This is a genomic window from Vibrio sp. 1401, assembly GCF_033340295.1.
Window position 1 is genome coordinate 43,541 of sequence record NZ_JAWOWF010000032.1, and the last position, 13,491, is coordinate 57,031.

Consider the following 13,491-nt stretch of genomic DNA (forward strand, 5'->3'; position numbering starts at 1 on the left):
TACTTAACTGCAAATCTTACCCATGTATTGTCACAGATGATGTTTGGGCCCTGTTCCAGTTCATAACTATCCGGATCGACAAAATGATAACGAAGAACCTTCCTCTTACTGATTTGCACCGTCACCTCGACGGTAACATTCGTACTAAAACGATTCTTGAGCTAGGCCAAAAGTTTGGCATTGCCCTACCAGCGTACGATATTGAGTCTCTCACTCCTCACGTTCAAATTGTCGAAGCGGAACCCTCTCTTGTTGCTTTCCTTTCTAAGCTCGACTGGGGTGTTGCTGTACTGGGCGATCTAGATGCGTGTCGTCGTGTCGCGTACGAAAACGTAGAAGACGCGCTAAACGCACAAATCGATTACGCAGAGCTGCGTTTCTCTCCTTACTACATGGCGATGAAACACAAACTACCAGTAGCGGGGGTTGTTGAAGCCGTCGTGGACGGTGTGCAAGCGGGTATGCGCGATTTTGGCGTGAAAGCCAACCTGATCGGTATCATGAGTCGTACATTTGGTACTGACGCATGTCAACAAGAACTGGACGGCATTCTGAGCCAGAAAGATCACATCGTTGCCGTTGACCTTGCGGGTGACGAGCTAGGCCAACCGGGTGATCGCTTTGTGTCTCACTTCAAGCAAGTACGCGATGCTGGCCTTGGGGTAACGGTCCATGCTGGTGAAGCAGCAGGTGCAGAGAGCATGTGGCAAGCAATCAATGAGCTGGGCGCAACTCGTATCGGTCACGGCGTAAAAGCGATTCACGATCCAAAACTGATGGATTACCTAGCAGAAAACCGCATTGGTATTGAATCTTGCCTGACGTCAAACTACCAAACAAGTACGGTAGAAACGCTAGAAAACCACCCTCTCAAGCAGTTCCTAGAGCATGGCGTTCTTGCGTGTTTGAACACTGACGATCCAGCGGTTGAAGGCATCGAACTGCCATACGAATACGAAGTAGCGGCACCAGCCGCTGGCCTGAGCCAAGACCAGATTCGCCAAGCGCAAATCAATGGCCTTGAGATTGCGTTCCTTTCAGAAGCAGAAAAATCGGAACTGAGAGAAAAAGTAAAAGATCGCGCTTAAATCCAGCGAAAACATAAAAAAATGCCAGCATCTGCTGGCATTTTTTATATCTTGAATCTGTATCTCTGATTAAATAACACGAGAGAACTGTTGCTGACGTGCCTTTGCTCGTAGGTATTTATCGAAGCTCATACAAATATTACGGATCAACAAACGACCTCGCAGCGTCACACGAATTTCATTATCATCCACTTCCACCAGCTCATCGTTAATAAAGGTCTGAAGTAGCTGCAAATCTTCTTTAAAGTACTGTTCAAACCTCACTTTAAACTCAGACTCAATGGCTTTCTTGTCTAACTTGAAGTTACAAATCAGCTGCTTAATCACTTCGCGACGGAGCAAATCATCGGAGTCCAGAGAGACCCCTTTCCATAGAGCGTGACGAAGTTCGTTGACTTGAGCGTAGTATTTCTTCAGCTCTTTCTGGTTTTGCGCGTACGCATCGCCGATCATCGAGATTGCAGAAACACCAAAGCCAACCAAGTCACATTCACCTTGTGTGGTGTAGCCTTGGAAATTGCGATGCAAAATACCTTCGCGCTGGGCAACAGCAAGTTCATCGTCCGGCAAAGCAAAGTGGTCCATACCGATAAATTGGTAGCCAGCACCGGTCAGTGTCGCGATGGTGTCTTGCAGAATCGCCATCTTCTCTTCTGCCTTTGGCAGGTCTTCGTCTTTAATCTTACGCTGCGCTGCAAATAGCTGTGGCATGTGCGCGTAGTTAAACACGGATAGACGGCCCGGCTGCATCTCTAGCACTTGTTCTAGAGTCTTGGCAAAAGATTCTTTGGTCTGCTTCGGTAAACCGTAAATCAAATCTAGGTTCGTCGAACGAAAGCCTAACTCTTTTGCGCGCGCAACCATCGCAACGATGAACTCTTCATCTTGCTCACGATTCACCAGTTTTTGCACTTCTTTGTTGAAGTCCTGAACACCGATGCTCAAGCGATTGAAGCCTTCACTACGCAGATGATCCAGCATGATCAGCTCGATTTCACGCGGGTCAACCTCGATACTGATTTCAGCATCGCTACTAAAAGTAAACTCTTGGCGTAGCAGGCTCATTACACGCGTGATTTGCTTTTCAGAGAGAAACGTCGGTGTACCACCACCAAAATGCAATTGCGTCACGGTGCGACCAACAAGTAATGCAGCACGTTGACGAATTTCGTGTTCAAGCACGTCGAGGTATTCATCCGCTTTGTGCGAGTGGCGCGTAATGACTTTATTACATCCACAGTAGTAACAAAGCTTGTGACAGAACGGAATGTGTACGTACAGCGATAATGGGCGTTCTGGGTATTGAGTGCATGCCATATCATAATCAGAAATGGTGAACGCTTCATGAAACTCCAGCGCCGTTGGGTACGACGTATAACGAGGCCCGGAATAGTTGTACTTATCCAATACCGCTTGATCCCAGACTATTTGCTGTTTCGATTCAGTGTGTTGATTCGACATGGTGGTACTTTCCGTTAAATGCTAGGGCAACGAAAGCCGTCACCCGATATTCAGAGCCGCTATTTTGCCATACGACGATGACAAGCGTGGCAACGCCGACTGGCTTTTTAAGTATAAAACTAAAGAAGTGCTAGCGTGATCACGATACCCCCATTAGCCATAAGGAGACTATTGGGGGTCGCGCTTAAATCATCTGAATATTGATTTGATTATTCAGTGGCTGGACGTTTTTCTGCAACACTTTGAGCTCCTCAATAATCGCATCAGTGAGGCGGCTTTCCGCTTTATGACGCGTCAAGTTCTGTTGCATACGCTCTTTCTTGGCAAGTTGTTGGCGTTCTTCGCCACGCGACATATCTTTCACTATGTGGTAAAGCTCAGAAATCGCAGGGTACGTTTTATCGAAATCAACGCGGTCTTCACCTTGTACATAATCCATGATGTTATACACACGGATACTGATTTCAGATAAATCGCACTGCCCTTGAATGCCCGCCTGACACAAGGTATGCACATTCTCAAAAATGTTGGCGTTACGTTTGTCTATCGCCAATTTTTGATGCTTCAGCTGCAATTCCTTTTGCTTTTTCAATTGAAGCAGAAGGTAACCTGCATAAGAAGCGAGTGCGATGATAATCACAACACCAGCAATAGCTAATAAGGTTACATTCATAGCTTAATTATCCTTTATAGTCGTCGAAATTAATGTCGTCGAAATCTGCCAGCAAGTCATCATCGTTGCGCGTGCTTTTCTCAGCAGGTGCAGTGAAGTCTTCCTCTTCTTCAGGTTCCAACAAACCTAGTTGGTCCATTAGCTTCTCAATGCGATCGAGTTTCTCATCGACGAATTTCTGTAGACCTGTGCCCAGGTTTTCACCCGCTTCAATACGGTCTAGCAACACGTTCAATTGCGCGTCATTTTCTAGCATCTCTAGTTCTTGCTCTGCCGACAAACGACGCTCTTGCTTCGTCATTTTCTTCGCAGGTTCAACAATCAGAGGTATTTTCTTTTTGCTGCCTAAGCGCGGGTCGCGATTTTGTGCAGCAGCTTGCTTTTTCTGCTCGTTAACTTCTGAGTTACGGTTACCCGTTTTCAGACCTTTACGCTTTTTAGCACGCTTGCGTAAGCGGCCTTCCACATCAGATTCTGTACGGTTACGAGTTACAACAAACTCAGGTGCACCAGCGGCACCCGGTTTTCTAGATTTTTTACTACGGCTCATTACTGGGGTTTCCTCAGTAAAATTACATCATTACCAATAAATTCGAGTTCGAGCTTATCCCGCTCTGCTAGGAACTGGAACGTGTCACGACTAAAGAACACTACGTGAGTGAGATCGTTCTTATAATGCCATGATTTGAAAGCCTCCACGTCGATGACCATTTTCGTCATCAGGCCTATCCAGCCCCCTGGCTTAACTAAATTCAACCATTGCTTCCACACCAAATCTGGGTGGTAGAGGTGCTCTATCACCTCTGTTGCTGTCATGAAGTCGTACGTTTTTTCTAAAACCGACGTATCAGGGTGGTAGTAGAGATCGTACAACGCCATGTTGTGCCCCGCCTCTTCCAGCATCAAGGAGAGCGTTGGGCCAGGACCACAACCAAAGTCGATACCATTTGATTGTGGAGAAATTCGCTCTGTGATCGGGTCAGCAATACGCGACAAAAAGCGTCGGTAACCCAAATCATCGGGGTTGTTCTCATGCAAATCATAGTGAGCTTTTTCGCTTTCCGCATCCAAACGTTGGTCTGGATTTACGAATACCAAGCTGCACTGCTCACATTGAAGATATTCACGACGCTTATCTTCAAAATAATGGTGAGTGCGCTGATTTTGGCATAAAGGACAGGTATGCATGCTGACTTCCTCAAACAGGGATGCGAAACATACCAGAAAGTGAACTCGGATTGGAGTGTTGTTGAGTATTTTTTCAGCAATTTTTATTAAAAAACTTTGTTTACAACCTATAAAGCTAAATAAGTGCAGTAATCTCAATTCAAGTTACGACTGAGCAAGTCAACGGATATAAAAAAAGCGACAGTCAGACTGTCGCTTTCTAAGTGCCATCAATTGGCGAAACTGTGTTGCACACATTTGGTGCACCAATGATCCCTTTGTTTTTAGAGCTTTCCCTGCCAAAAAGAGTTGTTTTTCATCTTCCTGATGAGTTTTGGCTATCCGTTTACTTCCTGTCTACTGAGCAACTTCCTGTGCCTGATCCGTTTCACTGTCTTAACCGTCAGACGAGATGACCATCCTTATCTGATAGGCTCCCTACCTATCTAAATCCCTTTCTAAATCACCAAGCATCCGAGCTACATCCTTGGAGACCTAAACCGTGGTCTTAAATCCTTACATTCACTCCCTGTGAACGACTTCTACTTTACGCCATCCCGTTATGCTCACAAGTAATGGGTTGAAAAAATAATCCGCCTATTTTTCTAAAAAATCAAAATTATCATTTAATCAAAAGCTTAAAAACACTAACAAGAAAAAGCCAACATCAAGTATGGCAAATGTCTCACAAACTGCCGAGCCAACTATCGCTTTCGCATCCAAACTCGACTGTGATATCTGTCACGAACAAAAATGCCCTAGTGGATTCACTAGGGCATTTTTGTACAAGTTGCTCGAACGATGTAGGGACATCTACCCAACCAGCTCAAGATGCAGGATCTTGAGCGATTTAGGTATATTAGTGCAGACCGCCAACGTATTTAGACAGCACTTCGATATCTTCGTCTGTCATTTTCTTCGCGATGTCGCGCATCATGGCATTCATATCATTGCCACGGTCGCCATCACGGAATTTTTCTAGCTGAGCTTTGATGTAGTCAGCATGCTGACCAGAAATTTTCGGGAAACCTGAAAGCTCAGTACCATTGCCACGAGGACCATGACATGCAATACATGCGGTTAGGCCACGCTCGGCATCACCAGCGGTATAAAGCGTTTTGCCTTTTGCTACTACATCTTCAGGTGTTGAGTTTTCTGAAACTGGTAGCGAAGCGTAGTAAGCAGATAGGTCTGCGATATCTTCATCGCTCAGTGGCATTGCCATACCACTCATTACAGGATCGTAACGACCTTGTTTACCACCACTTGTCATGCCTAGCTTAAGTTCTTTTAACTGCTTCTCAAGATACTTAGCGTGTTGGCCTGCGAGTTTCGGGTACGTTGTTATTGCACTGTTGCCATCTGCTCCGTGACAGGCGACACAGGTTTGTGATTTTGCTTTACCAGCCTCAATATTACCTTGGGCCCATACTGAGCAACTGGCTAAAAGACTCAAAATTAGCGCTAATTTCTTCATGACATTCCATTATAATTATCAAGCTTCCAGTACCACGGAATGTGAACATACCGCGTACACTCATGGTACAATAGGCGACCTTATGCCGAGCACGGTTATTTTACACATTTTCACAAAAAAGTAATCAATCGACTACACAAAGTCGAGATGGAGTTAACAGTGAGCGTAAAAATTCATTACCAAAATACGCATTTCATCACCAGCGCACCCGATATTCGTCACCTGCCGGAAGACGAAGGTGTCGAAATTGCGTTTGCAGGACGCTCAAACGCTGGTAAATCGAGTGCACTTAACCGTCTAACTAATCAAAAAAGCTTAGCCAAGACATCAAAGACACCTGGTCGTACGCAATTAATCAACCTTTTCAAAGTAGAAGAAGGTTGTCACATTGTCGATCTACCTGGATACGGTTTTGCTCAAGTACCGGTAGAGATGAAAAACAAATGGCAGAAATCTTTGGGTGAATACCTACAGAAACGCGAGTGCCTAAAAGGCTTAGTGGTTCTAATGGACATTCGTCATCCAATGAAAGATCTCGACCAACAAATGATTTTCTGGGCCATCGATAGCCACATTCCTGTGCAAGTTTTGCTAACCAAAGCAGATAAACTAAAAAGTGGTGCACGCAAACAAACTCTACTGAAAGTTCGTAAGCAAGTAGAAACTTTCGGTGGTGACGTTTCTGTTGATGTGTTCTCTTCACTGAAAGGATTAGGTGTCGATCAGCTACGTGCAAAACTGGATACCTGGTTTGCACCAGCACTAGCACACCTGATAGAAGAAGACGAACAAGAGATACCAGCGAGCGATGAAGAATAATTAACAATATTTGTTAAATTTCTTCGACACGGCCCTGCCATTTGGTGGGGCTTTTGTTTATCTGAACTAAATAACAGGCAATAAAAATCCCCGCCTTCCTGGCAGGGATAACGGGAGAGAAAAATTGGTAATTATTGTTATGTGACGAAGCATTGCTGAACTGAGATTCGATTTCAATAGGTTAAAAAGCGCTCTTGTTTCCTGTGTATCACCAAACATTCACTCCAAAAACACCCAATAGCGTTACAATTCAGACAGTTAAGCCAAGCAAATCTTCAAAAAGATGTAACTTAGTTTCTTTCAAGAAAAAATAATAGTGTGACTGGCGTAAATTTACAGGATGAATAACGCAATAAATTTGAAGGAAAAATCGAGATTTTGCAGTGACTTAGAAAGGTCAAAAAAGAAGGTTTTTGAAGGCTAACTTTAAGCTGCTGATCCAAAAGAATAATTTTCTTTCGCCCAATAAAAAACGCCCCAGTCAAAAACTGACTGGGGCGGCTGAATCAGCCTAATCCAATAACGTGAAACAAAAGGTCTGAAAGATAGAACATCTTACCTCTGTACCCTACGAGTATTAATGTACAACAATTGGTCAGAATTGCAAAGAATTTTTGTAGTTTTTTTTCATGAAATTTTTATTAAGCAACATCAAAGTTAACTTTGCGCTAGCTTTTTTAATCTCAAAAAAAAGCCAGCGTTTGTGCGCTGGCTCATAATTAATTGGTTATTTTGGTCTAAAAGTGACTAATGAGCTTGATCCCAGTTATCACCGTGACCTGCTTCTGCAACCAACGGTACTTTTAGCTCTGCTGCAGATTCCATCAATTTCTGTACTTTACTTTCAATTTCGGACAATGATGACTCTTCAACTTCAAAGACCAATTCATCGTGTACTTGCATTAATAACTTCACACGACCATTGCCTTCTTCCTGAATCCACTGATCAACCAACAGCATCGCTTTCTTAATGATGTCCGCTGCCGTACCTTGCATTGGTGCGTTGATTGCCGCACGTTCAGCAGCTTTACGACGCATCCCGTTGCGCGATTTGATTTCTGGCAAATGCAAACGTCGACCAAAAATCGTTTCAACATACCCTTTATCTGCTGCTGTGCTGCGTGTGTCTTCCATGTACTGCATCACGCCTGGGTAACGTTCAAAGTATGTATCCATGTACGCTTGAGCCTCACCACGAGGAATGCCTAATTGCTTCGCCAAACCAAACGCACTCATGCCGTAAATAAGACCGAAATTAACCGCTTTCGCACGACGACGTTGCTCACTTGAAACGTCCTCAATAGAAACACCCATGATTTCTGCTGCGGTTGCCGCGTGGATATCTTTGCCATCACGGAATGCATTCAATAAAGCTTGGTCGCCAGAAAGGTGCGCCATGATGCGCAGTTCGATTTGCGAGTAGTCGACCGCTAAGATTTTATGCCCTGATGGCGCGACAAACGCTTGACGAATACGACGGCCAGCTTCGTTACGAATTGGAATGTTCTGTAAGTTCGGATCAGTAGAAGATAGACGACCCGTTGCAGTCACTGCTTGGTGGTAAGAAGTATGCACGCGCCCCGTTGATGGGTTGATCATCTTCGGCAGTTTGTCGGTGTAAGTTGATTTTAGCTTCGCCAAACCACGGTATTCCAAAATCAGTTTTGGTAGTGGGTAGTCTAGCGCGAGTTCTTGCAGAACTTCTTCATTCGTCGATGGTGTGCCTGATGGCGTTTTCTTCACAACCGGTAAACCCATTTTTTCAAATAGGATGGCTTGTAATTGCTTTGGCGAGTTCATGTTAAACTCTTGCTCTGCAATTTCGTACGCTTTCTTTTCAAGCTCATCAAGGCGAGCGGTAATCTCGACCGACTGCGCACTCAGCTTCATTTCATCGATAAAGACCCCAGTGCGTTCAATGCGCGAAAGAACTGGCACCAACGGCATTTCAATCTCTTCGTAAACTGTCTTCAGGCTTTCATCCTGCTCGATATTAGCAAACAAGCGATTGTGCAGACGAAGGGTCACATCCGCATCTTCTGCCGCGTATGGCGATGCTTGTTCCAGTTCGATTTGGTTAAACGTAAGCTGATTTTTGCCTTTACCTGCAATTTGCTCAAAAGAAATGCAGCTGTGCTGTAGGAAGCGAAGCGCCAAGCTGTCCATATCGTGTTTACCGCCGACACTGTTGTAGATATACGATTCCAACATCGTGTCGTGCTTGATACCTTTTAGCTCAATGTCGTAACGAGCGAGTACAGACGCATCATACTTTAAGTTTTGACCGACTTTTGCTTTCGCTGCATCTTCAAGAATTGGCTTCAGCTGTTCTAGTACCCAATCACGATCAAGCTGTTCAGGCGCATCTAAATAGTCATGTGCAACTGGCACATAAGCCGCAATACCTTCATCGACAGCGAATGACAAACCAACTAGATTCGCTAGCATGTAATCTAGGTTATCGGTCTCCGTATCAAATGCAAACAGCTCAGCCGTTTGAAGTTTATCTAGCCAAGCATTGAAGGTTTCTTTATCCAGAATTGTTTCATATTGGCTGCGATCGATTGTTACCGCAGAAGTTTCCATCTCGGCTTGAGAAGAAGAAGCTTGTGAAGATCCTGCAAGCTCTACGGCCTCCACAGATCCAGAACCGCCTTCAAGTAGTTCATTCAACCAAGATTTAAACGTCAGTTGGCCATACAGCTTCACTAATTCGTCTTTATTTGGTTCCGCTTTCAGCAATGATTCTGGCGTTTCCTCAAGCTCAACATCCAATTTGATGGTCGCGAGCTCATACGAAAGCATGGCATTTTCTTTGTTGTCGATGAGCTTTTTCGCCATGGTTTTAGAACCACGGAAACCAAGCCCTGCAATATCATCGAGGTTTTCATACAACTTCGTCAGACCACCAATACCTTGCAGTAGTGCGGTCGCTGTTTTATCACCGACACCCGGTACACCAGGAATGTTATCTACTTTATCGCCCATCAGTGCTAAGTAGTCGATGATCAATTCAGGTGGAATGCCAAACTTTTCAACCACACCTTCACGATCCATTACGACGTTCGTCATGGTGTTGATCAAGGTAATGTTATCATCCACTAGCTGCGCCATGTCTTTATCACCAGTACTGATCAATACAGGCATGCCCTTTTGTGATGCTTGGTATGCTAACGTACCGATGACGTCATCCGCCTCGACGCCAGGAACACAGATCAGCGGCAAACCCATTGCACGAATAACATTGTGTAATGGTTCAATTTGACAACGCAGGTCATCCGGCATTGGCGGACGATTCGCTTTGTATTCTGCATACATATCATCACGAAAGGTTTTTCCCTTTGCATCGAAAACCACCGCGATGCGCTCAGACGCAAACTGACGCATCATGCTGCGTAACATGTTCACGACGCCGTAAACGGCATTAGTTGGAATTTCACCATTGCTCATGGTGCCCGGGTAGGCGTGAAAAGCGCGATATAGGTAAGAAGAGCCGTCGATAAGGATCAACGGATTTTCAGGAATACTTGCCATAATTGTCTGTATCCAATTCAGTACTTGAGAGATCTGCCTAGGATGCCATGACTGCTGATCTGAATCTATCTTGTTCGCTCGATCTAGGTCGCGTAAATTTTTCCGACTTTATTCACGAAAACACCACCTCCTGTGGATAACTCTGTTTATAGAAATTACCCACTGGTTATCCAATAACAAAAAACACAAGAAAGTACCAACCCAAACCATTGATTAATAACAACAAATTCGCATAACGGCGAGAAGATCAACGATCCTAAAATGATCATCGCATGTGGAAAAGATATTAATAGTGACGTCAAATAGAAATCGTAGAAAAGAAAAAAGCGACCCGAATGGGGTCGCCTAGCAGAAGTGGTAAAGCAAATTCTGTAAATAGAGCAGCTTAACCAAGAAGCTATAAATTACACTGGAAGCAATGTGAGCAATGTCGTGTCAAAAAGAATTCGTGCAAGTTCTCGGAAAAATGTTTCATCACTTCTCAACTTTCAGTTAATTAACTTCTGTTAATAAGTCACTCAACGTCCTTGTGAACTTTCCTCATTCCCTAAGACAGGTTTAATAATAATGATTCTCATTTCGTAGTCAACAGTTAAATGAGAAAAAATCTCATTTATTTTCACATTGCTTTAATGAAATGCACTCGAGATTCTCGAAGATTTACTTTTTCTTCAAACTTTTCAATTATATAGCCATTTCTCAACAACAAGCGAAGCATAGCCGGAAACTGGTTTCGAGATTTCACTTTTAATGTGTTGTAGCCTTGTTCTGCCACCCAATCCTCTTGAGCTTCCAAAAGCAGTTGTGCCACGCCTTCATTTCGAGCTTCAGGGACAACACCACCTAACCAGCTATAGAAAACACCATCCTCTAATTCGTAACCTATTTTGAAGCCGACAATCGTGCCATTTTTTTCTGCAACGAGGATTAAACTGTTTTTCTCTTCTAAACGTTGAGTCATGGAGTCTACCGTTTCTCCTTTCGAAAACTCGGTAACACGCGCCACAACTTGAAGTGCTTCTTCCAATGTGCCTTCACGAATCAGCATTGTCATTATTCTCTTCTCCAAAATAAAAATACCCAAGCACCTTGGATTGTTACTGTTGTAATCCGCCTGAGGTTACTTGGGTATATACAGACGAACAACTCTTGTTGGTCTGGTATTTCTCACTGAGCGATAATTACTCTTCTGTCGCTTCCGGAGTACGATTTAGGTGTTGAGCAGTTTGTGCATTCTCTTCTGCCAACCACTCAGCAACGTCTTTCGCAAAGTACGTTAAGATGCCATCTGCACCTGCACGTTTGAAGCACAATAGTGATTCCATCACAATTTCACGCTCTTTGAGCCAGCCATTCATGATCGCCGCTTTATGCATCGCGTACTCGCCAGAGACTTGATAAGCAAATGTCGGTACTTGAAGTTCAGTTTTTACTCGGCGAACTACATCTAAGTATGGCATACCAGGTTTAACCATCACCATGTCCGCACCTTCATTGATGTCTAGCGCCACTTCGTGAATCGCTTCATCAATGTTTGCTGGGTCCATTTGGTAGTTTTTCTTGTTGCCGCCTTTTAGATTTGAAGAAGAGCCAACCGCATCACGGAATGGTCCGTAGTAGTTCGATGCGTACTTAGCCGAGTAAGCCATGATTTGAGTATGAATGTAGCCCGCGTTTTCTAATGCTTCGCGGATCTTACCAATTCGGCCATCCATCATGTCTGAAGGCGCGACTACGTCAGCACCCGCTTCTGCATGAGACAAAGCCTGCTTAACCAATACTTCTGTGGTTTCATCATTCATTACGTAGCCATCTTCATCGATGATGCCGTCTTGGCCATGTGTCGTGAATGGGTCGAGTGCCACGTCTGTGATTACACCAATTTGAGGAATGTGTTCTTTAAGTGCTCGTACTGCTCGCTGAACCAAACCTTCTGGGTTGTAGGCTTCAGTAGCACATAAGCTTTTAGCGTCTTGGTTTACGACAGGGAAAAGCGCGATTGCTGGAACGCCTAGATTTGCAAGGTATTGTGCTTCTTCTAGCATTAAATCAATCGACAAACGCTCTACACCCGGCATGGACTCCACGCTCTCACGACGATCTTTACCCATAAGAATGAACATTGGGTAAATCAGATCATTAACAGAAAGTTGGTTCTCAGCCATCAAACGACGACTAAAATCGTGCTTACGTAAACGACGCATACGGCGTGCAGGGAATGGACCTTGAATTGATACAGACACCATTTTCTCCTTGTCTGGACGGTTATGATGATCAAATCATCTGGTGAACAAAATCATATCACTCTTGATGCATGTTGCGAGTGACAATCTGGAAAAAGGTAATGAAAAAAACTGAAAATGACCCAGCACTCACACTCAAGTATACTTCGAATACGAAACCAACCATGAAGCACAGAGAGTAACGATGATCGATACCCACGCGCACATCTATGCTAGCGAATTTGATAACGACCGCGATGAAGTAGTACAACGCGCCTTAACGCAAGGCATTAATAAAATCCTGTTGCCAAACATCGATCTGGACTCAATTGAGCCCATGCTAAAAACCGAAGCGGCATATCCTGACGTATGCCACTCAATGATGGGGCTGCACCCTTGCTATGTGGATAACAACGTTGAACAAACGTTGGAGATCATCCGCGGTTGGTTTGAGAAACACAAGTTTATTGCGGTGGGCGAAATCGGTATCGACCTATATTGGGATAAAACCTATCGTGCTGAGCAAGAAATGGCGTTCGTAGCTCAACTTAACTGGGCAAAAGAGATGGATTTACCGGTCGTTATCCACACTCGTGATTCGATTGGAGAAACACTCACTTTGCTGCAACAAGAGCAAGATGGTCGTCTGCGTGGTGTATTCCACTGTTTTGGAGGCGGCTTAGAAGAAGCACAAGCAATCAATGAGCTAGGCTTCCACTTAGGCTTGGGTGGCGTATCAACCTTTAAGAATGGCGGGATGGATAAAGTCATTCCACATTTGGATATGCAGTGGGTCATTTTAGAAACCGACTGTCCATATTTAGCGCCGGTGCCACACCGTGGTAAACGTAATGAACCAGCCTACACTTCTCTCGTTGCACAACGTGTTGCCGACTTGCGTGATGTCGACATCGCAACCATCGATGCCATAACGACTGAGAATGCCAAAAAGCTGTTTAATATTTAATTCACGATGACCCGTCCTGATATGGGTTGACACTTTTTAACTAAAACGCTCGATGTACTTCATCGGGCGTTTTGTATTTTAAA

The 13,491-nt window shown here is 44.3% G+C and carries 11 protein-coding genes; 3 read left to right on the forward strand and 8 right to left on the reverse strand.

Features of this window, described 5'->3' with window-relative positions:
• The first annotated feature begins 83 nt into the window (after positions 1-83).
• Positions 84-1,088: an adenosine deaminase gene (gene add / locus R7Z77_RS16120; RefSeq protein WP_005382965.1), complete on the forward strand. Its 1,005-nt coding sequence runs from the start codon at positions 84-86 to the stop codon at positions 1,086-1,088.
• Positions 1,089-1,157: 69 nt separating this feature from the next.
• Here add and hemN read toward each other — a convergent pair whose 3' ends face one another.
• The 5 genes from hemN to R7Z77_RS16145 form a co-directional block, all read right to left on the reverse strand.
• Entirely contained in the window at positions 1,158-2,549 is a 1,392-nt protein-coding gene (gene hemN, locus R7Z77_RS16125; RefSeq protein ID WP_033905898.1) for an oxygen-independent coproporphyrinogen III oxidase, read from the reverse strand.
• Between the two features lie 184 nt (positions 2,550-2,733).
• Positions 2,734-3,222 (reverse strand): DUF2489 domain-containing protein, encoded by a 489-nt coding sequence (locus R7Z77_RS16130; RefSeq protein ID WP_318136741.1) that lies wholly within the window; start codon positions 3,220-3,222, stop codon positions 2,734-2,736.
• 7 nt (positions 3,223-3,229) lie between these two features.
• Positions 3,230-3,772, reverse strand: a complete 543-nt coding sequence (yihI, locus tag R7Z77_RS16135; protein WP_005379252.1) for a Der GTPase-activating protein YihI — start codon at positions 3,770-3,772, stop codon at positions 3,230-3,232.
• A complete protein-coding gene (locus tag R7Z77_RS16140) occupies positions 3,772-4,410 on the reverse strand; it encodes a class I SAM-dependent methyltransferase (RefSeq protein WP_005379250.1) in 639 nt (212 codons plus the stop codon). The genes yihI and R7Z77_RS16140 overlap by 1 nt, the downstream gene beginning before the upstream one ends.
• Before the next feature lie 838 nt (positions 4,411-5,248).
• A complete protein-coding gene (locus R7Z77_RS16145) occupies positions 5,249-5,866 on the reverse strand; it encodes a c-type cytochrome (protein ID WP_005379248.1) in 618 nt (205 codons plus the stop codon).
• Positions 5,867-6,025: 159 nt separating this feature from the next.
• Between R7Z77_RS16145 and yihA the strand changes: the two genes are divergently transcribed.
• Positions 6,026-6,685 (forward strand): ribosome biogenesis GTP-binding protein YihA/YsxC, encoded by a 660-nt coding sequence (gene yihA, locus R7Z77_RS16150; protein ID WP_017635019.1) that lies wholly within the window; start codon positions 6,026-6,028, stop codon positions 6,683-6,685.
• 747 nt (positions 6,686-7,432) lie between these two features.
• Here yihA and polA read toward each other — a convergent pair.
• From polA to hemB, 3 genes are all read right to left on the reverse strand, one after another.
• Positions 7,433-10,219 carry a DNA polymerase I gene (polA, locus tag R7Z77_RS16155; RefSeq protein WP_053303417.1) on the reverse strand — a complete coding sequence of 929 codons (2,787 nt, stop codon included), beginning with the start codon at positions 10,217-10,219 and terminating at the stop codon, positions 7,433-7,435.
• Positions 10,220-10,838: 619 nt separating this feature from the next.
• Entirely contained in the window at positions 10,839-11,273 is a 435-nt protein-coding gene (locus R7Z77_RS16160; protein WP_005379245.1) for a GNAT family N-acetyltransferase, read from the reverse strand.
• 127 nt (positions 11,274-11,400) lie between these two features.
• Positions 11,401-12,462: a porphobilinogen synthase gene (hemB, locus tag R7Z77_RS16165; protein WP_031777176.1), complete on the reverse strand. Its 1,062-nt coding sequence runs from the start codon at positions 12,460-12,462 to the stop codon at positions 11,401-11,403.
• A gap of 184 nt (positions 12,463-12,646) precedes the next feature.
• Between hemB and R7Z77_RS16170 the strand changes: the two genes are divergently transcribed.
• Positions 12,647-13,408: a TatD family hydrolase gene (locus R7Z77_RS16170; RefSeq protein WP_053349758.1), complete on the forward strand. Its 762-nt coding sequence runs from the start codon at positions 12,647-12,649 to the stop codon at positions 13,406-13,408.
• Positions 13,409-13,491 lie beyond the last annotated feature (83 nt).

What these genes read in the sequence shown, in the direction of transcription:
- add (WP_005382965.1), top strand. Translation starts at nt 84, where the DNA reads ATGATAACGAAGAACCTTCCTCTTACTGATTTGCACCGTCACCTCGAC.
- hemN (WP_033905898.1), bottom strand. Translation starts at nt 2,549, where the DNA reads ATGTCGAATCAACACACTGAATCGAAACAGCAAATAGTCTGGGATCAA.
- R7Z77_RS16130 (WP_318136741.1), bottom strand. Translation starts at nt 3,222, where the DNA reads ATGAATGTAACCTTATTAGCTATTGCTGGTGTTGTGATTATCATCGCA.
- yihI (WP_005379252.1), bottom strand. Translation starts at nt 3,772, where the DNA reads ATGAGCCGTAGTAAAAAATCTAGAAAACCGGGTGCCGCTGGTGCACCT.
- R7Z77_RS16140 (WP_005379250.1), bottom strand. Translation starts at nt 4,410, where the DNA reads ATGCATACCTGTCCTTTATGCCAAAATCAGCGCACTCACCATTATTTT.
- R7Z77_RS16145 (WP_005379248.1), bottom strand. Translation starts at nt 5,866, where the DNA reads ATGAAGAAATTAGCGCTAATTTTGAGTCTTTTAGCCAGTTGCTCAGTA.
- polA (WP_053303417.1), bottom strand. Translation starts at nt 10,219, where the DNA reads ATGGCAAGTATTCCTGAAAATCCGTTGATCCTTATCGACGGCTCTTCT.
- R7Z77_RS16160 (WP_005379245.1), bottom strand. Translation starts at nt 11,273, where the DNA reads ATGACAATGCTGATTCGTGAAGGCACATTGGAAGAAGCACTTCAAGTT.
- R7Z77_RS16170 (WP_053349758.1), top strand. Translation starts at nt 12,647, where the DNA reads ATGATCGATACCCACGCGCACATCTATGCTAGCGAATTTGATAACGAC.